The organism is Curtobacterium flaccumfaciens (assembly GCF_051548005.1).
Taxonomy (GTDB): Bacteria; Actinomycetota; Actinomycetes; order Actinomycetales; family Microbacteriaceae; genus Curtobacterium.
The window spans coordinates 1-17,807 of sequence record NZ_JBPUGH010000067.1 but is presented as its reverse complement, the minus strand read 5'-3'; the positions used below and the strand labels follow the sequence as shown (position 1 = coordinate 17,807).

General features: G+C 72.6%; 16 protein-coding genes. 10 read left to right on the top strand and 6 right to left on the bottom strand.

Features of this window, described 5'->3' with window-relative positions:
- Nucleotides 1–167: 167 nt before the first annotated feature.
- From ACSW7Y_RS09615 to ACSW7Y_RS09605, 3 genes are read right to left on the bottom strand one after another with little or no spacing between them, the layout of a single operon-like run.
- On the bottom strand, nucleotides 168–1,313 hold the full coding sequence (locus ACSW7Y_RS09615) for an LLM class flavin-dependent oxidoreductase (RefSeq protein WP_438126074.1): 1,146 nt from the start codon (nucleotides 1,311–1,313) through the stop codon (nucleotides 168–170).
- Complete coding sequence (locus tag ACSW7Y_RS09610) at nucleotides 1,310–2,674, bottom strand: NtaA/DmoA family FMN-dependent monooxygenase (protein ID WP_438126073.1); 1,365 nt, start codon at nucleotides 2,672–2,674, stop codon at nucleotides 1,310–1,312. Before ACSW7Y_RS09610 ends, ACSW7Y_RS09615 begins: the two co-directional genes overlap by 4 nt.
- Entirely contained in the window at nucleotides 2,671–3,891 is a 1,221-nt protein-coding gene (locus tag ACSW7Y_RS09605; protein WP_438126072.1) for an LLM class flavin-dependent oxidoreductase, read from the bottom strand. The genes ACSW7Y_RS09610 and ACSW7Y_RS09605 overlap by 4 nt, the downstream gene beginning before the upstream one ends.
- 314 nt (nucleotides 3,892–4,205) lie before the next feature.
- Here ACSW7Y_RS09605 and ACSW7Y_RS09600 point away from each other — a divergent pair, with 314 nt between their 5' ends.
- Entirely contained in the window at nucleotides 4,206–4,751 is a 546-nt protein-coding gene (locus ACSW7Y_RS09600) for a histidine phosphatase family protein (RefSeq protein WP_438126071.1), read from the top strand.
- A gap of 183 nt (nucleotides 4,752–4,934) precedes the next feature.
- Here ACSW7Y_RS09600 and ACSW7Y_RS09595 read toward each other — a convergent pair whose 3' ends face one another.
- Both ACSW7Y_RS09595 and ACSW7Y_RS09590 read right to left on the bottom strand, forming a co-directional pair.
- Nucleotides 4,935–5,741 (bottom strand): DUF1684 domain-containing protein, encoded by an 807-nt coding sequence (locus tag ACSW7Y_RS09595; RefSeq protein ID WP_438126070.1) that lies wholly within the window; start codon nucleotides 5,739–5,741, stop codon nucleotides 4,935–4,937.
- Nucleotides 5,742–5,835: 94 nt separating this feature from the next.
- Nucleotides 5,836–7,080: an ROK family transcriptional regulator gene (locus ACSW7Y_RS09590; protein ID WP_438126069.1), complete on the bottom strand. Its 1,245-nt coding sequence runs from the start codon at nucleotides 7,078–7,080 to the stop codon at nucleotides 5,836–5,838.
- 121 nt (nucleotides 7,081–7,201) lie between these two features.
- On the opposite strand from ACSW7Y_RS09590, the gene ACSW7Y_RS09585 reads away from it, so the two are divergent.
- The 6 genes from ACSW7Y_RS09585 (at nucleotide 7,202) to ACSW7Y_RS09560 (ending at nucleotide 14,152) form a co-directional block, all read left to right on the top strand.
- On the top strand, nucleotides 7,202–8,206 hold the full coding sequence (locus ACSW7Y_RS09585) for a carbohydrate ABC transporter permease (protein ID WP_438126068.1): 1,005 nt from the start codon (nucleotides 7,202–7,204) through the stop codon (nucleotides 8,204–8,206).
- Nucleotides 8,207–8,211: 5 nt separating this feature from the next.
- Nucleotides 8,212–9,120 (top strand): carbohydrate ABC transporter permease, encoded by a 909-nt coding sequence (locus ACSW7Y_RS09580; protein WP_438126067.1) that lies wholly within the window; start codon nucleotides 8,212–8,214, stop codon nucleotides 9,118–9,120.
- Entirely contained in the window at nucleotides 9,117–10,505 is a 1,389-nt protein-coding gene (locus ACSW7Y_RS09575) for an extracellular solute-binding protein (RefSeq protein WP_438126066.1), read from the top strand. The genes ACSW7Y_RS09580 and ACSW7Y_RS09575 overlap by 4 nt, the downstream gene beginning before the upstream one ends.
- Nucleotides 10,506–10,614: 109 nt before the next feature.
- Nucleotides 10,615–11,658: a Gfo/Idh/MocA family protein gene (locus tag ACSW7Y_RS09570; protein WP_438126065.1), complete on the top strand. Its 1,044-nt coding sequence runs from the start codon at nucleotides 10,615–10,617 to the stop codon at nucleotides 11,656–11,658.
- 51 nt (nucleotides 11,659–11,709) lie between these two features.
- Nucleotides 11,710–12,756 (top strand): Gfo/Idh/MocA family protein, encoded by a 1,047-nt coding sequence (locus tag ACSW7Y_RS09565; RefSeq protein ID WP_438126064.1) that lies wholly within the window; start codon nucleotides 11,710–11,712, stop codon nucleotides 12,754–12,756.
- A gap of 52 nt (nucleotides 12,757–12,808) precedes the next feature.
- Entirely contained in the window at nucleotides 12,809–14,152 is a 1,344-nt protein-coding gene (locus tag ACSW7Y_RS09560) for a glycoside hydrolase family 125 protein (protein WP_438126063.1), read from the top strand.
- Nucleotides 14,153–14,447: 295 nt separating this feature from the next.
- Here ACSW7Y_RS09560 and ACSW7Y_RS09555 read toward each other — a convergent pair whose 3' ends face one another.
- Nucleotides 14,448–15,410: an SDR family NAD(P)-dependent oxidoreductase gene (locus ACSW7Y_RS09555; protein ID WP_438126062.1), complete on the bottom strand. Its 963-nt coding sequence runs from the start codon at nucleotides 15,408–15,410 to the stop codon at nucleotides 14,448–14,450.
- Between the two features lie 108 nt (nucleotides 15,411–15,518).
- On the opposite strand from ACSW7Y_RS09555, the gene ACSW7Y_RS09550 reads away from it, so the two are divergent.
- The 3 genes from ACSW7Y_RS09550 (at nucleotide 15,519) to ACSW7Y_RS09540 (ending at nucleotide 17,774) form a co-directional block, all read left to right on the top strand.
- Nucleotides 15,519–16,586: an HD domain-containing protein gene (locus ACSW7Y_RS09550; RefSeq protein WP_438126061.1), complete on the top strand. Its 1,068-nt coding sequence runs from the start codon at nucleotides 15,519–15,521 to the stop codon at nucleotides 16,584–16,586.
- Nucleotides 16,568–16,831: a hypothetical protein gene (locus ACSW7Y_RS09545; RefSeq protein ID WP_058726440.1), complete on the top strand. Its 264-nt coding sequence runs from the start codon at nucleotides 16,568–16,570 to the stop codon at nucleotides 16,829–16,831. The genes ACSW7Y_RS09550 and ACSW7Y_RS09545 overlap by 19 nt, the downstream gene beginning before the upstream one ends.
- A gap of 88 nt (nucleotides 16,832–16,919) precedes the next feature.
- The gene (locus ACSW7Y_RS09540) at nucleotides 16,920–17,774 is read left to right on the top strand and encodes a glycoside hydrolase family 16 protein (RefSeq protein ID WP_438126060.1); all 855 of its coding nucleotides are present in this window, start codon (nucleotides 16,920–16,922) and stop codon (nucleotides 17,772–17,774) included.
- Nucleotides 17,775–17,807 lie beyond the last annotated feature (33 nt).

Here is a 17,807-nt window from a genome sequence, read left to right as displayed (position 1 = left end):
GGGTACCACTGGTCGCCGTTCTGGATGCACCCGGATCACGAGCCCGCCTGACGAGGTCACGGAGCGGGCCGCGCCCGACGGGAGGCGCGGTGCGGTCCGGCACCGCGCCTCCCGTCCGCGTGTGGTCGGGTCGCGCCACCGCATGGCGCGCGACGACCGCGGGAGCGTCAGACGGTGGTCGACGCGCCGACCGTCGTCGGCGCCGACCGGAGCGCCCACTCCTCGGCGAGCAACTGGTAGGAGCGGACCCGTGCGGCGTGGTCGTGCGTGATCGTCGTGACGAGCAGCTCGTCGGCTCCGGTGACCCGGCGCAGGGTGTCGAGCTGGTCGGCCACGGTCCGCGCGGTGCCGACGAACCGGGTCGCGACACGGTCGGCCACGGACGACGCGTCCGCGGGGTCGAGCGGGCGCGCTCGCGCCTCGCCCGGGGTGGGGTACGCGATCGCGCCGACGCCGGAGCGGATCGAGTGGACCCAGCGGTCGTACCCGAGCGCGAGCTCGTCCGCCTCGTCGGCGCTGCGGCCGACGACGACGTCCGCGGAGACGATCACGTGCGGCGCTTCGAGCACCCCTGGTCGGAAGGCCGCCCGGTAGGCGGCGACCGAGTCGAGGACGGTGCCGGGCGACGAGTGGTAGTTCGCCCCGTAGGGCAGGCCGAGGGATCCGGCGATGCGCGCGCTCTCGCCCCCGGTCGACCCGTGGATCCACAGCTCGACCGGCGCGGCGGACGCCGGGGGCGCCTCCACGACCGCTCCGTCGACGGTGTGGTCCCCGGCGAAGAGCGCGCGGATCAGGGCGAGCTCGTCGGCGAAGCGCTCGACGTCGCCCGGCACCCGACCGAGCAACTCGCCCTGCAGCGCGAACCGCGAGCCGGGGGCGATGCGGAACGCGTACGGCGCGGGGGCGAGCAGCCCGTCGACGACCTCGTCGCCGCGGGGCGCGGGAGGCGGTGGTTGCGGGCCACCGGGCGCCGGAGCGCCGGAGCGGCCGAGCCCGAGGTCGATGCGCGGCCCGTGCAGCGCCGCGAGCGTGCCGAAGGCCTCGGCGATCTGGAGGCCGCGGACGTTCCCGACGAGGGTGGCCGCGCTGCCGACGCGGATCGTCGAGGTCGCGGCGGCGACGGCACCGATGACGATGGTCGGTGCGCTGCCCGCGACCCCGGGGTTGAGGTGGTGCTCGGCGAGCCAGTACCGGGCGTACCCGGCACGTTCAGCAGCGCGCGCGAGGTCGACCGTGGCGTGCAGCGCCTCCGCGGCGGTGGAGCCGGACGGCACCGGGACGAGGTCGAGGACCGAGAGCGGGACGGTGCTCACGCGGGCACCGCCTGACGCCGGGTGATCGTGCCCGGCAGGCCGAGGGTCTGCCGGAGCGTCGCACCGTCGCCGTACGACGCGCGGTACACCCCGCGCTCCTGTAGCAACGGCACGACGCGGTCGACGAACTCGTCGAGGCCGTACGGGTTCGTGTGCGGCACCACGACGAACCCGTCGGACGCCCGCTCCTGCACGTAGCGGTCGATCTCGGCGGCGAGGTGGTCGGGTGTCCCGACGAAGCCGCCGCGGGTCGAGACGGCGATGACGAGGTCGCGGGTGGACAGGTGCTCCGCGGCAGCACGGTCCCGCCACTCCTGCACGGTGGCCCGGGGGTCGCGGACGTGGCGGACCCGTCCGCGCGTGATCGCGTCGGCGTGGACGTCCGGTTCGACCGTGGGCAGCGGGCCGTCGACGTCGTGGTCGGACAGGTCCCGGTTCCACACCTGCTCCAGGAACGCGATCGCGGTGGCCGGGCTGACCTGGGCCCGTCGGATCGCCCGGGACTTCTCCTCGGCGTCGGCCGCGGTGTCGCCGATCGTGAACGTCGCGCCGGGCATGACGAGCAGTTCGTCCTCGGTCCGGCCGACCGCCTCGAGCCGGGCGGTGACGTCGCGGCGGAACGCCTGCGCGTCCTCGAACTCGGTGTGCAGCGAGAAGATCACCTCGGCGTGTGCCGCCGCGAGGTCACGGCCCTCGTCGGAGTCGCCGGCCTGCACGACCACCGGGTGCCCCTGCGGGCTCCGCGGGACGGGGAAGGTCCCGACGACGTCGAACTGCGGGCCGTGGTGGTCGACGTCCCGGATGCGGGAGCGGTCGGCGAACACCCCGGACGGAGCGTCCGCCACCACGGCGTCGGACGCCCAGGAGTCCCAGAGCTCGCGGGACAGCTCGATGAACTCCGCCGCTCGTGTGTAGCGCTCGGCGTGGTCGAGGAACCCGCCGCGTCGGAAGTTGGCGCCGTGGAACGCGTCCGAGCTCGTGACGACGTTCCACCCGGCTCGTCCGTCGGTGAGGTGGTCGAGGGTCGCGAGCTGCTTCGCGAGTTCGAGCGGCTCGTTGAAGGTCGTCTGGAGCGTGCCGACGAGTCCGATGTGCTCGGTCACGCCCGCCAGCGCGGCGAGGACCGCGAGCGTGTTCGGGCGGCCGACGACGTCGAGGTCGTGGATGCGGCCCTTCTGCTCGCGGAGGCGCAGGCCCTCGGCGAGGAACAGGTAGTCGAAGAACCCGCGCTCGGCGTTCCGCGCGAAGTGCTCGAACGACGAGAACGCGATCTGGCTCTCGGCGCGGTCGTCGCTCCACACGGTCGTGTTGTTGACCCCCGGGAAGTGGGCGGCGAGGTGGACCTGGCGCTTCGTGCTCATGCTGAGACCCCCTGGGTGGTCGTCGTGCGGGTGTACCGGCTGACGGCCGGTCGGATGCCGAGCCGCGTGCGCAGGTCGGTGGTGGGGCGGGACGCGACGTCGGCGCGGAGGCCCGCGGTGACCAGCGCCGGCACGACCTGTCGGGCGATCGCCGTGCTGTCCGCCGGGATGCGCAGCGGTCGGAGCCGGACACCGGCGTAGCCGAGCGCGCCCAGGTCGCCGATCAGGGTCACGAGGTCGGCGACCGTCGTCGCGAGGACCGACGTGTCCGATCCGGCACCGACCGCGTACGGCACGCCGGCGGCGGCGTCGAGCGCCGCGAGGCCGTCCTCGGCCTCGGCGGTGGACGACCCGATGAGGACCGCGAGGTCCGCGAGGACCGGGCGGCGGACGTCCGACCCGGCCACCTGCTCGAGGTGACGGACCTCCTCGAGCAGGTCCCGTGCCTCCCGGCCGGCGAAGCCCGGGGTGACCAGGACGACGTCCGCGACGTCGACGGCGAAGGCGGCCGCGTCGGCCCGGTGTGCCAGCGAGAAGACCGGCGGGCGACCCTGGGGCGACCGCGGCACGATCGATGCACCGTGCACGGACACGTGCTCGCCGACGAACTCGGCGTTGTGGATGCGGTCCCGGTCGATGAACCGGCCGGTCGTCACGTCGCGGATGATCGCGTCGTCGTCCCAGCTGTCCCAGAGGCGGCTGACCACCTCGGCGACCTCACGGGCCTCGTCGAAGAGCGGCGCGGTCGCCGTCGGGTCCGGGACACCGGTCCACGCCGGGACGGCACGGCGGCCGAACAGCGCCGCTTCGCGCGGGGTCGGACGCACCTGGATCCGCCACCCGGCCCGGCCGAGCGAGACGTGGTCGAGGGTCTGGAGGCCCGTGGCGACGTGGAACGGCTCGGTGTGCGTGACCGAGACGGTCGGCACCAACCCGAGGCCGCGGGTCGCCGGAGCGACCGCGTTCGCGACGAGGAGCGCGTCGAGCCGCCCGACGACCGTCGAGGTGTCGAGGTCGCCGCTGGGGTCGGCGGGGCCCGCGGTGAAGGAGTCCTCGATCGTGACGGCGTCGATGCCCGCACGGTCCTGCTCGACGACGAGGTCGCGCCAGTGCCGGAGGCTGCTCAGCCGCGTCGCGGTCGGACCGGCGACGCGCCAGGCGGCAGGGTGCCAGCCGGCGCCGTGCAGGGCGGTGACGAGGGTGGTGCGGTCAGGCACGGTGCGCCTCCGGGCGGTGCTGGGCGTCGGTCATGCCGTGACGCTACGGCGGATCCGTCTCCGTGACGGCCGGTGTTGCCGTGCGTGACCGGACGTTGCGTCGTGTGACGCCGAGGGCGGCGCGCCGGTGTCGCAGACCGTCACGCGACGGGGCGCTCGTGGTCGGCGGTCCGCGGCGCCGCGTCCGCGGTCCGCGCCGCCGAGTCTCGTGCAGGCGGACACGTCTCGTGCTCGTGCGCACGAGGTTCGTCCGCCTGCACGAGTCTCGGCCGGGCCGCTACGAGACTCGGACGCCGGTGTGCGAGGGTCGGGGCATGACCTTCTGGTTCCTCACGCACGCGGAGCCCGTCGTAGATCCGGCCGCACCGATCGAGTCGTGGGGGCTCTCCCCCGTCGGTCGGGCGCGGGCGGCGACGTGGCGGGCGCCGGCGGCCTGCCGCGTGGTGTCGAGCACCGAGCGCAAGGCCGTCGAGACCGCGGAGCTCATCGCCGACGGATGCCCGGTGGAGCATGACCTGGCACTCGGCGAGATCGACAGGAGCGCGACCGGGTACCTGCCGTTCGACGAGTTCGACGCCGTCGTCGACGCGTTCTTCGCGCGGCCGACCGAGTCGGTCCGGGGCTGGGAGCGTGCGATCGACGCCCAAGAGCGGATCGTCGCGGCGGTGCGGTCCCACGCCGGTGCCGGCGACGTCGTGCTCGTGTCGCACGGTGCGGTGGGGGCGCTGCTGCTCGCGTCGTTGTCCGGCGAGCCGATCGCGCGGACGGCCGAGCAGCCGGGCATGGGCAGCGTGCTCACGCTCGACCCGGCGGCGTGGCGCGCGACGGGCGGTTGGCGGCGCCTCCCCCTGCCGGCCTGACCGCGCTGCCGGCCCGTCCTGCCCGTCCTGCTCAGGGCGGCTGCGGCTGCGGCAAAGCGACACTCGCACCGGATAGACCCAGACAAGTGCTCCGAAAGCGACAGATCGTGCTGCGGAATCCGCGGAACACTGTCGCTTTCGCGAAAGCGACAGACCGCCGGACGCGCCCCCGCGACGCCGCCGCTACGCGGGCAGGCGCTCGCCGGCCTCGACGGCGACGTCCAGGCGGTTCTCCGCGGGCGGCAACGGGCAGGTCGCGTGCGGCGTGTAGGCGCACGGCAGGTTCGTCGCCCGGTTGAAGTCGACGCGGGTCAGGCCCGAGGCGTCCGGCGCGGGCACGTCGAGGCTCCGGGTCGCGGCGTACGTCGTCACGCCCGAGGTCCGGTCGGTGAACAGCACGAGCAACCCGTCGCCGTGGCCGTTGAACGCCGTGAGCGTCCGTGGGCCGTCGAGGTCGAACCGCAGCACGCCCGGCGCGGTGTACACGTGCTGGAGGCCGTCGACGACCGACCCCACGGTCACCTCGCGCGGCTCGTCGAACGGCTCGAACCGTGCCTCGACGGCGAACGCGGGGTCCGGCTCGTACGCGGGCGTGCCCCGGTAGGACGTGCGGAGCGGCGCCGAGGGACGCCGGGGCCGGATGATGTCGCTGCCACCGCGCCGTGCGACCTCGATGACGACGGTCTCGTCGCCGTCGTGCCACACCACGTCGACGCCGGACCGCTCGGCGAGCGGCCCGAACCGGTGCGTGCCGGTGACGACCTGCCCGTCGACTTCGATCGACTGACCCGGTTCGAGCGCGACGACCGGCCCGTCCTCGGAGGTCGACCACGTCCCGGGTGCGTCCTCGAACCGCTCGGGCTCGGCCTGCAGCCACCGGATGCTCGTGATCGCGAGGAACCCGTACGGCGCAGACCGCGCGGCCTCGTGTGCGTCGTGCCAGCTCGTCCAAGCGGTGGCGAAGTCGGGTGCTGAGGTCGCGGTCGTCATGCAGCGACCGTACGACGCTCGGGCTGCGGCCGCGACGCGGCCGGTAACACAGCGCCGTCCGGGAGGCACGACCCGCCTTCCCGACGCGCGTCGCTCACCAGGGGTGGCTGATGCTGCGGGCGTGCACCGTGCCTCCCGTCCGCTGCCGCACCGCCGGGACGCGAGCCGCCGTCTCGAGGCTCCGCGCGATGGCGGAGCACGCGGCGCCGCGCGCGACGGCGACGACGCCGGCGCTCGAGAACGCGACCTCGGCGAAGGGTCCGCGGGGCAGCCGGTCGCGGAGGCGCGACCGGACCGCGTCGAGGAACGGTGCACCGCCGAGGACCGCCGCGCTGCCGCCGATCGTGACCCGTGGCACGTCGAGGAGTTCGACCACGTGCGCGAGCGCCGACCCGAGGGCTGCGCCGCCCTCCGCGACGAGGTCGGCGGCGGCGGGCTCCCGGCACATCCGGGCGTAGGCGGCGCGGACGGCCGCGGCGTCGTCGGACGAGACCTCGGCGTCGAGCACCCCGGCGGACACGGCGCGCCGGACCTGCTGGAGCGGCTGGCAGGCCTCCCAGACCGCGGTCCACCGGCCGTGCGCGTAGACCGGCATGCCGCCGAACTCCCCCGCGTTGCCGGTCGCGCCCCGGACGACCTCGCCCGACGCCACCGCGGCGGCGCTGACCCCGCTGCCGAGGTGCACGGCGACGAGGTCCTCGCGCTCCGGGGTCGTCCAGGCCTCGCCGAACGCGCCCGCGATGGCGTCCTTCTCGAGGTGCACCTCGGCGTCGGTCCGTGCGGCCAGTTCGGCGGCGAGCGGGTAGGCGAACCACGGGCGGAGCTGGGCGGGCGTCCGGAGCCGCTCGGAGACGGTGTCGATCGGGCCGGGGACGGCGACCGTGATCCCGTCCACGACCTGGCCCGGTGCCTCGGCTCGCAGCCGTCCGACCGCCGCGGCCATCGCGTCGAGCACCGCGTCCGGAGCCGTCCGTGCGGCGAGGTCGTGGTGCTCCGCGGCGAGGACCGTCCCGGTGAGGTCGACGAGGACGACCTCGAACGCGGCCGGGTCGAGGTGCACGCCGATCGCCGTCCGCTCCGAGGGGATCACGGCGAGCGCCCGGTCCTCGTCCTGGCGCACGAGTCCCTCGGCGACGAGTCGGGCGGTGATGTTCGAGACGGTCTGCGCGCTGAGGCCGGTGTCGCGGGCGAGTGCGACCCGCTGGACCGGTCCGGTGCGGCGGACGAGGTCGAGCACGAGGGCCCGGTTCCGGGTGCCGACGTCGGCGATGTTGGTGCCGCCGTGGGTCGTTCCACCGTGCAGCACGGTTCGCCGGGAGGGTTGACGGGGCTGCTCCATGCTCCCTAGCATCGCTGCTCGAGGGGTTTTGTCAATCGATTGGATTGAACCGATCCGGTCGGACGGACCTCGAGTTCGACCGAGGCCACGACGAGGTGGCCCGGGATCCGAGAGGACGCTCGTGACGACGACGACACGGACAGGGACCGCAGCACCTCCGAGGCCGACGACCCGCAGCATCACCACCGCGGCCTCCGGTCGACGTCACCGTGAGAAGCACCCGTGGACCGCCGCCGAGAAGCGCCGGCTGCGGATCGGACTCGCGTTCGTGTCGCCCTGGATCGTCGGCGTGCTGGTGTTCATCGGGTACCCGCTCGTGTACTCGTTCGCGATCAGCCTGACCCGGTACTCGGGCATGCAGGGCGCGACGTGGGTCGGGTTCGGCAACTACGTCGCGGCGTTCATCGACCCGCTGGTCCACACCGCGGTGGGCAACACGGTGTTCTACGCGGTCATCGCAGTGCCGGTCGGGATCGTGGTGGCGATCATCATCGCGATCGCCATGAACCAGGACGTCCGTGAGATCAGCTGGTACCGGACGGCGCTGTACATCCCGTCACTCATCCCGACGTTCGCGCTCGCGTTCATCTTCGTCGTCCTCGTGAACCCGCAGACGGGGCTCGTGAACCAGGCGCTCAAGCTCGTGGGCATCCCGGCGACGAACCTCCTCGGGGACCCGACGACGGCGAAGCTCGTCATCATCGCCCTCGCGCAGATGGGCGCGGGCAACGCGGCGCTCATCTTCCTCGCTGGTATGCGGGGCATCCCCAAGACGCTGTACGAGGCCGCTCGCGTGGACGGCGCCGGACCGGTCCGGCAGTTCTTCGCGTTGACGCTGCCGCTGCTCTCGCCCGTGATCCTGTTCAACCTCATCACCGGGATCAGCAACGGGCTGCAGGTCTTCACGGAGGCGTACGTGATCTCGTCCGGGACGGGAGGCCTCGGGTCGCCGGACAACGGGACGTTGTTCTACATGCTCTACCTCTACAAGAACGCCTTCAGCTACGCGCAGCTCGGGTTCGCGAGTGCGATGGCCGTCCTGCTGTTCCTGGCCGGGATGATCCTCTCGGGGCTCGTCTACTGGCTGTCCAAGCGGTTCGTGAACTACGACGTGACCGGGGAGTGATCGACGTGACCACCGAAGTGACGAAGTCCATCACCACCGCTGCCGCGAAGGGCGACCGCGGGGCGTCCCGGAACGCGGACGGGTCCGTCCGTTCCGTCTGGTCGTCGATCACGGCCCGCATCGTGCTCATCGCCATGAGCGTGCTGTTCCTCATCCCGATCTACTGGATGGTCATCTCGGCGCTGAAGGGCAACACGGAGCTCGGGGCCTTCCCCGCCACGTGGTTCCCGCACTGGCTCGACTGGGGCAACTTCGCGCAGGCCGTGCAGGCGATGCCGTTCTTCACGTTCTTCCGGAACACGCTCATCATCACGGTCCTCGTGACGGTGTTCTCGGTGTTGTCGAACCTCGTCATCGCGTACGGGTTCTCCTGCATCGAGTGGCGCGGCCGAGACCGGCTGTTCTACGTCGTGCTCGCGACGCTGTTCATCCCGTTCCCGGTGACGCTCATCCCGATGTTCGACCTGTACGCCCGGCTCGGCTGGATCAACACGTTCCTGCCCCTCGTGGTGCCGGCGCTGTTCGGGTCGGCGTTCTACACGTTCCTGCTCCGGCAGTTCCTCCTGCAGATCCCGAAGGACCTCCTCGACGCCGCCCGCATGGACGGGGCGTCCGAGTGGCGGATCCTCTGGACGATCGTGTTCCCGCAGGCCCGTGCGGCCCTCGTCACGGTCGGCATCTTCGCCGCGGTCGGCGCGTGGAACGACTTCCTCGGACCGCTCATCTACCTGCAGGACCAGAGCGTGCAGACGCTGTCGATCGGTCTGCAGGTGTTCCGGCTCAACAACTCGCAGGACTTCCAGTTCAACCAGCTCATGGCGGCGTCGGTGCTCATCATCCTGCCGCTGGTGATCCTGTTCTTCGTGTTCCAGCGGACGTTCCTCAAGGGCGTCCAGATCGGGAGCTTCAAATGACCTCCGCGTTCAGCCGCCGATCCTTCCTCCGCGGGGCGACCGCCACGGCCGGTGCCGGAGCGCTCGCGCTGCTCGCCGCGGGGTGCGCGACCGGGTCTCGATCGTCGAACCCGGACCAGGTGTCGCTCTGGGGCGTCACGGGCACGTTCGTCCCGTTCCAGACGAAGGTGATCAAGCAGTTCAAGGAGCTGCACCCCGAGGTCGACGTCGTCGTCAACCAGGTCCCGTCCCAGGGCACCGGTGACGCGACGAGCATCATCACGGCCGTCCGCGGCGGCACCGCACCGGACCTCTGGCTGCTCGACCGGTTCAGCGCCGCGCAGTACGCCGCGATCGGGCTGATCGAGCCGATCGACGACCTCATCGCCGAGTACGAGGACCAGTCGAAGGAGGAGTTCCTGTCGCAGTGGCTCGGGTTCGCCGTCGGCGAGGTCTCCTACGAGGGCAAGACCTACGGGCTCCCGCACGACACCGACGCCCGCGGGATGTTCGTCAACCGCACGATGCTCAAGGACGCGGGGGTGGACCTCGACGAGTTCGACTGGGAGCAGAACGGCCCGGTGACGATGGACCGGATGTGGGAGGTCAGCCAGCAGGTCACGAAGAAGTCCGCCGGCGACTACACGCACATGGGGCTGCTGCCCTGGTACGGCGAGGGTTGGCCGTTCACGTGGGGCCTCGGGCTGAACGCGTCGTACTACGACCAGCAGGACTCCCGGATGACGATGGACTCGGCGAGCGTCCGCAGCATCTACGACTTCTACGGCGAGTGGGCGAAGCGTCTCGACTACCGCGCGGCCGACACGTTCATCGCGACGTACGAACCGACCGGACACCCGCCGGGCCAGACCGCGTTCATGGGCAACCGGATGGCGTTCATGGTGAGCGTGCCGTCGACCATCCAGAGCTTCGACAACTTCGGCCCGAAGGACCTCGACTGGACGACCGCGTTCCTGCCCGTCCAGAAGGCGGGCGACCCGAAGTACACCTGGTCGGGCGGCTTCGCGCTCTGCCTACCGAAGGGGTCGAAGAAGACCAAGGCGGTCTGGGAGCTCATGAAGTACTTCACGGGCAAGCGCGGCCAGGAGTCATACATGGTGCCCGCGACGAGCGTGCCGACGAACATCGCCGCGCTCGAGGACCCGAACGGCTCCGCGAAGTCGATCCGGTACTTCGTCGAGTCGATCACCGCGAGCACCTGCCGGCCGCCGCTGCCCGTCGGCGGCGCGTGGTGGGACTCCCTCGCCGACGCGCGCTCGAGCGTGCTCCTCGGCACCGCGACCCCCGAGCAGGCCGTCGAGCGGGCACAGAACCGCGTCGACCCGATGATGCAGACCTACGCGCCGTTCAAGCTGCCGAAGGACTACGACAAGGTCCGCATCTAGCGGACCGCAGCCCGACCGGCCGACGCGACCCGTGCCTCCAGGCCGTCACGACGCACCACGAGACCACCGGGACCAGCGCGTCCCGACCGACCGACAAGGACCCAGAACCATGCCCACCGCACCCCTCCGTGTCGCCGTCCTCGGCTTCTGGCACGTCCACGCCGGCGACTACGCCCAGCAGGCCGTCGACCACCCCGACACCGAACTCGTCGCCGTCTGGGACGACGACGACGCCCGCGGCCGCGAGGGCGCCGAGCGCTTCGGCGTGCCGTACACGGGCGACCTCGACGCGCTCCTCGCCCGGGACGACGTGGACGCCGTGACGATCACCACCTCCACCGACGTGCACCACGACGTCATCGCCCGCGCCGCCCGCGCCGGCAAGCACGTCTTCACCGAGAAGCTGCTCGCGCCGACCGTCGAGGAGTGCGAAGCGATCGTCCGCGCCTGCGACGAGGCCGGCGTCGCGCTCGTCGTCTCGCTCCCCCGGCTGTACCACGGGTACACGCGGGCGATCTCGGACGAGATCGCGAGCGGCCGACTCGGCGAGCTCACGTACGCCCGCGTGCGGCTCTCGCACGACGGCGCCATCGCCCCCTGGCTGCCCGAGCGGTTCTTCGACCCGGCGACGGCGATCGGCGGCGCGCTGACCGACCTCGGCTGTCACCCCGTGTACCTGACGCAGCTGTTCCTCGGCGCCTCGCCGGACGCCGTGCACGCCGTCTACCGCTCGTTGACCGGCCGCGCCGTCGAGGACCACGCGGTCGTCACCGTCGGCTACCCGTCGCAGGCCATCGGCGTCATCGAGGCGGGCTTCGTCGCGGGCACGCCGTTCACGATCGACCTGTTCGGCACCACCGGCCGGGTGTCGTACACCGACGACGGGAACCACCTGACCGCCGGCGGGCCCGGGTACGGCGGCGAGACCGTCGAGCTGCCGGTGCCGGACGACGCCCCCGACGCCTTCGCACAGTGGGTGACGCACATCCACGACGGCACCCGGGCCGACGACAACGTCGCGCGGGCCATCGAGCTGACCCGCCTGGTCGTCGCGGCGAACGCCGCCGCTGCAGGCGCGCCGGCCGCGAACGCGGTCGCTGCCGACTCGCCGGCGACGACCGCCGCGAACTCCGCCTCGCCCGTCCCCGCCTGACCCGCACCTGATCCCCGCACTCGACCGACGACCACCCACCGGAGACCACCCATGACCACGACCCTCCCCGCCCCGATCCGCGTCGGCCTCATCGGCGGCGGCGGCATCGCGTCCTTCCACATCACCGGCTACGGCGAGCACGCCGACACGATCACGATCGGCGCCGTCGCCGACGCCGTCCCCGCGACCGCCGAGGCGCGCGGCACCGAGCTCGGCGTCCCGTCGTTCACCGACTACCGCGAGATGCTCGAGCGGGCGGACATCGACGCCGTCGACATCTGCCTGCCGCACCACCTGCACCGCGACGCCATCGTCGCCGCCGCCCGGGCCGGCAAGCACGTCCTCTGCGAGAAGCCCCTCTGCCTGACCGCTGAGGAGGCCGCGGACGTCGAGTCGGCCGTCCGCGAAGCCGGCGTGACCCTGATGTGCGCCCACAACCAGCTCTTCATGCCCGCGGTCGCGAAGGCCAAGGAGCTCATCGACGGCGGCGCGCTCGGCACCGTGTACGAGGTCCGCACGACCGACTCGTTCCGGAACGAGTTCGACCCGTCGAACATGGGCTGGCGCGCGCACGCCTCGACGAGCGGCGGCGGCGAGCTCATCGACACCGGCTACCACCCGAGCTACCTGCTCATGCACCTCGCGGGCGGCGTCCCGGTGTCGGCGACCGCGATGCTCTCCACGCACCGTCTCGCGTTCATGGAGGGCGAGGACTCGGCACAGTGCCTGTTCCGCTTCGACAACGGCGCGGTCGGGCAGCTCGTCACCAGCTGGGCGTACGAGCCGGCAGCCGGGACCGAGCGCTTCAGCGTCGTCGGCGAGCTCGGCGCACTGACCAGCGACGGCACGACCCTCCGCTGGGACCTCCACGACGCGGACGGTCGACCGACCACCAGCGAGACCGTCACCTTCGACGAGGTCGACACGTTCTCCGCCGAGATCGCCGCCTTCGGTGCCTGCCTCCGTGACGGCACCCGTCCGATCCACACCGAGCGCGAGGGGCTCGCCGTACTCGGGATGATCCTCGCCGCGTACGAGGGCGCCCGCACCGGCACGATCGCCCCCGTCCGCACCGCCGATCGCGCGGTGTCGGTGTGACCGCGCGACGCAGCCGGCAACACGGTGTCGGCACCGACCGCCCGGGCTCGCTGTGATCGTCAGCGCCGGCGTCGCCGCGCTGCTCCGGACCGCCGCCGACGCCGTCCGGAACAGCGCCGGTGAGCGGGTGGGCGACCTCGTCGAGGACGCCCTCCGCCGGACGCTCGAGCACACCATCACGATCGACGACGACGGCACCGCGTTCGTCATCACCGGCGACATCCCGGCGATGTGGATGCGGGACTCGACCACGCAGATGCTCCCCTACCTGCGACTCGTCGCCGCGGCGAGCACGGAGGCCCCCGCCGCCGAGGAGCTCGCCGACGTCCTCGTCGCCGTCGTCCGACGGCAGTTCGCCAGCATCGCCCACGACCCCTACGCCAACGCGTTCAACCGCGACCCGACCGGTGCCCACTACGACGACCGCGACCTCTGCGACGACCCCGAGGTCTGGGAGCAGAAGTACGAGGTGGACAGCCTCGCCTACCCGCTGCAGTTCGCGGCGGCGGTCCACCGGGCGACCGGCCGCACCGACCACCTCGGCCCCGACGCGCACGCCGTCGCCCGGACGATCGTCGACCAGCTGCGGCTCGAGACGGACCACGGCCGCTCCTCGTACCGGTTCGTCCGCGAATCCCCGGAGCCGACCGAGACGCTCGTCCGCGACGGCCGTGGCACCCCGGTGGCGGTCACCGGCATGACGTGGTGCGGCTTCCGCCCCTCGGACGACGCCTGCACGTACGGGTACAACGTGCCGGAGAACCTGCACGCGGCGTCGGCGCTGGGCGACCTGGCCAGACTCGCGAAGAAGGTCTGGGACGACCCCGCACTGGCCGCCGACGCGACCGCGCTCCGCGACGGCATCCTGCGCGGCGTGGCGGAGCACGGCATCGTCCCGCACCCGTACGACCCCGACACCCGGATCTACGCCTACGAGGTCGACGGCCTCGGCGGTGTCGTGCTCATGGACGACGCGAACACCCCGTCGCTGCTGTCCCTGCCGCTCGACGCGCCCGACGTCCTCGACCCGGTGGTCGCCGATGCCACCCGGACGTTCGTCCTCGGGCCGGACAACCCGTACTGGTACAGCGGGACCGCCGCCGCGGGCATCGGGAGCCCGCACACGGAACCGAACCGGGTGTGGCCGATCGCGCTCGCGGTCGAGGGGCTCACCGGCACGCCGTCGCTCCGCCGGGAGCTGCTCGACGTCCTGCTCGCGACCGACGCCGGCACGGGGCGGATGCACGAGTCCTTCGACGTGGAGGATCCGTCGGCGTACTCGCGGCCCTGGTTCTCGTGGGCGGACGCGATGTTCTGCGAACTCGCCTTCACGGTGGCCGAGGACGCGGGCGTGTCGCTGACGGACGCCGCGCGCGTCGCCGAGGCGACCACCTGACGGCCGGGAGGCACGGGTCGACCCCGCCCCGTGCCTCCCGTCCGCGGGCGGTAGCGCAAGCCGCTCGCGGTGCCCATCCACGAAACGCGCGCGCTTCGACGACGCGCGCGTCGATCACGTGACGCTTCGTCGCACCATGCGCGCACATCGACGACGGCGACACGGGGACGACGAAGCACGCGTCGATCACGGCGCGCTTCGTCGCACTCGTGACGCGCCTGGGGCTCGGTCCGCGGGCTCCGGGCCGGGCGTCCGGCGTCCCGCGTGCGGCGTCCGGGCCGCGACGGACGGAACGCTACCGACGCGACCGCAGGACGACCGCCGCAGCGACGGCGATCGCCCCGCCCCAGACGAGCGGCCGGGTGACCCGCCGCCGCTTCGCCACCCAGCCGCCGTTCGTCGCGTTCCCGGCGTCGGCGGGGACGTGCAGGTTCCCGTCCGTGGGGTCCTGCCGCCCGCGGAGCGCGAACGTCTCCACCATCGGCTTCGTGATCAGGTGGAACAGCCCCGGGAACACGTACTGCAACGGCACGAGGGACGCCTGCACACGCCCGACGAACCGGTAGCGCTTCGGGTGGAGCGCGGCGTGCACCACGGCACGTCCCGCGCGCTCGACCGAGACCGTCGGCGGCAGCGGGTGCGAAGCCTTGCCGGTGTAGTTGGCACCGTTCTGGTAGATCGGGGTGTCGATCGTCGAGGGCAGCAGCGAGGTGAACCGGATGCCGGTACCCGCGTACTCGTCGCCGAGGACGTCGACCAGACCGAGGGCCGCGTGCTTGCTCGTCACGTACGCCGATTGGTACGGGGCGCTGAGGAGCGACTGGATCGATCCGACCAGGACGTAGGTCCCCTTCCCGCGCTGCTTCCAGTGCGGCAGCAGGTGCGTGATCGCGTTGAGGTGGCCGTACAGGTTCGTGTCGACGACGCGCTTGAAGGAGTCGGTCGGCGTCTGCTCGAAGAGGCCGTAGACGAACAGGGCCGCGTTGCCGACGAAGACGTCGATCCGTCCGAACCGGGACGTCGTGGTCCCGATGAGGTCCTGCACCGCGTGCTCGTCCGCGACGTCGGTCGGGATCGCGATCGCCTCGGGCGCCCCGAGTCGTCGGCACTCCGCGGCGGCGGCTTCGAGGCTCTCGTGCGACCGCGCGGCGAGCACGAGCGTGGCGCCCTGCCGTGCGAACTCGTGTGCCGCGGCCCTCCCGATGCCGCTCGATGCTCCCGTGACGACGACGACCTGACCGCGGAACCGATGTGCCATGCATCCGTGGTACCCGGTCACGAGTCCGCCACGGCACAGGAAGGACGCGCAACGACGGCCGCCGCTGCGTGGGAGCACGGCGTCGGTGCTGCCCGCTAGCGTGGGGACGTGCACGACGACGCAGTGGACACCCTGGGTCACGACGGAGTGTGGTTCGACCCACTCTGGCGTGTCGAGGTCGCGCTCACCCGCACGGAACGCGCCCTGCTCACCGCGTGGCCGGTGCGGCGCCTCGCGTTCGTCGCCCACGCCGGAGCCGCGTCGATCACGACGACCCAGGCGTACTCGAGGCTCGAGCACTCCCTCGGCGTCCTCGCGTTGGTCGCACACTTCGCCCCGGACGACCACGACGCCCGGGTCACGGCGTTGCTCCACGACGTCGGGCACCTGCCGTTCAGCCACACGCTCGAGGGGATCGCGGGTCTCGAGCACCACACCCTCGGGCGCGCCGCGGTCCGGGCACTCGCCGAGGAGCACCCGATCGACGCCGAACGGGTCATCGCGATCGACGACGGTCGGGTCCCCTCGGTGCTGACCCCGGCCCACGGCGGCCTCAAGCTCGACCACCTCGACTCGTTCCTCCGGAGCGGGCAGGTCCACGGCCGCACGACGACGCCCCCGCACGAGCTGCTCCGGCGGCTCCGGCTGGCCGACGGAGCGGTGGACGCCGACCCGGACGACGCCGCGGAGCTCGTCGACCTCGCCGTCCGGGAGGCCCGTGCCCAGCGATCGACCGCCAACCTCGTGCCGGTCACGGTGCTCCGTGCGCTCGTGTCGCGCGCGGTCGCCGGCGGCCTGCTCGACGAACGGCAGCTCGCCGCGGCGACCGATGACGAGCTCTGGGCACTCCTGGCGACGGATCCGTCGACCGCGGCCGAGGCCCGTACGCTCCGGCGGCACCCCGAGCGGTGGCGGCTGCGGGTCGGGCGGACCTCCGGTGTCGGCGTGTACCGCCACGTCGTGCGCCGGAGCTACCTCGACCTGCCGACCGCCGACGGGCGGCGACTGCACGACCCGCGTGTCGACGAGCTGCAGGGCTCGCTGCCGTACGAGGTCGCGGTCCGGTACACGCCGACTGCGACGAGCGCGGGCGCCCATGACCCCGCGGAGGCGACGAACGCGGGCGCCGAGGCCCCCGCGGGTGCGACGATGGGACCATGCGCAAGGACGAGCTGACCGTCGAGGAAGCGACGGCCATCACCGAGCACGCCCGCTCCGGCTCCCTCCCGCTCGACGATCCCGAGGTGCGGAAGGTCGTCGACCAGGCGAACCGGGTCCTCGTCCGTGCGCAGATGTGGGGCGAGGACCGGAGCCCGAAGCTCCGCCGCCGACGCCGGTGGATCGCCGTGTGCGGTCTCGTCGTGGTCGCCGCGTGGGTGGCCGGGCTGATCCTGCCGCTCATCTGGCACCTCACCCGCTGACGCGCCCGAGCCCTGTGGACCGCGCCGGGACCTGCGGATTCCGGCGGAACACTGGACCCCGTCGACGTTGCACCGGACAATTCCGCTCATGGACCAGGGACCAGCCATCGACCGACGTCGCTTCGTGACGCTCGGCCTCACCGGCGCCGCCGCGACCGTCGCCGCCACGACCGCCGCCCTCGCGCAGGGCAGCGGTACCGCCCGCGCGGCGACTGCGGGCACCACGACGCTCCTCGCGGCCGACGAGTTCGACGGCGCAGCCGGCAGCGCGCCGAACCCGTCGATCTGGCGGTACGACCTCGGTGCCGGCGGCTGGGGCAACGGCGAGCTCGAGACCTACACGGACTCGCGACGGAACTCGCAGCTGGACGGCAAGGGCAACCTCGTCATCACCGCCCGCCGCGAGGCCGACGGTACCTACACCTCGGCGCGACTGAAGTCCGAGGGCACCTACACCGCGCAGTACGGCCGGGTCGAGGCACGCATCACGATCCCGCGCGGTCAGGGCATCTGGCCGGCGTTCTGGATGCTCGGCGCCGACATCGGGCAGGTGGGCTGGCCGGCGTGCGGGGAGATCGACGCGATGGAGAACGTCGGCTACGAACCCACGCTCGTGCACGGGACGGTGCACGGCCCCGGCTACTCGGGCGCGAACGGCATCTCGTCGACCTACCGGAACCCGCCCGGCGCCGCCTTCGCCGACGACTTCCACGTCTTCGGCGTCGACTGGCGCCCCGACTCGATCACGTGGACCGTGGACGGCACGGCGTACCGCACGGTCACCCGCGCGGACGTCGGCTCGAACCCGTGGGTGTTCGACGGTCCGTTCTTCGTGATCCTCAACGTCGCGGTCGGCGGCGGCTGGCCGGGGTCGCCGGACGCGACCACGCGCTTCCCGCAGCAGATGCTCGTCGACTGGGTGCGCGTCTCCCAGCTCGCCTGACAGCGGACGGGAGGCCCGTGGCGGCGCCGCCAC

Bases quoted from the DNA above. Each gene is read 5' to 3' on its own strand.
- ACSW7Y_RS09610 (WP_438126073.1), bottom strand. From the start codon at position 2,674: ATGAGCACGAAGCGCCAGGTCCACCTCGCCGCCCACTTCCCGGGGGTC.
- ACSW7Y_RS09600 (WP_438126071.1), top strand. From the start codon at position 4,206: ATGACCTTCTGGTTCCTCACGCACGCGGAGCCCGTCGTAGATCCGGCC.
- ACSW7Y_RS09595 (WP_438126070.1), bottom strand. From the start codon at position 5,741: ATGACGACCGCGACCTCAGCACCCGACTTCGCCACCGCTTGGACGAGC.
- ACSW7Y_RS09590 (WP_438126069.1), bottom strand. From the start codon at position 7,080: ATGGAGCAGCCCCGTCAACCCTCCCGGCGAACCGTGCTGCACGGTGGA.
- ACSW7Y_RS09575 (WP_438126066.1), top strand. From the start codon at position 9,117: ATGACCTCCGCGTTCAGCCGCCGATCCTTCCTCCGCGGGGCGACCGCC.
- ACSW7Y_RS09570 (WP_438126065.1), top strand. From the start codon at position 10,615: ATGCCCACCGCACCCCTCCGTGTCGCCGTCCTCGGCTTCTGGCACGTC.
- ACSW7Y_RS09565 (WP_438126064.1), top strand. From the start codon at position 11,710: ATGACCACGACCCTCCCCGCCCCGATCCGCGTCGGCCTCATCGGCGGC.
- ACSW7Y_RS09555 (WP_438126062.1), bottom strand. From the start codon at position 15,410: ATGGCACATCGGTTCCGCGGTCAGGTCGTCGTCGTCACGGGAGCATCG.
- ACSW7Y_RS09545 (WP_058726440.1), top strand. From the start codon at position 16,568: ATGCGCAAGGACGAGCTGACCGTCGAGGAAGCGACGGCCATCACCGAG.
- ACSW7Y_RS09540 (WP_438126060.1), top strand. From the start codon at position 16,920: ATGGACCAGGGACCAGCCATCGACCGACGTCGCTTCGTGACGCTCGGC.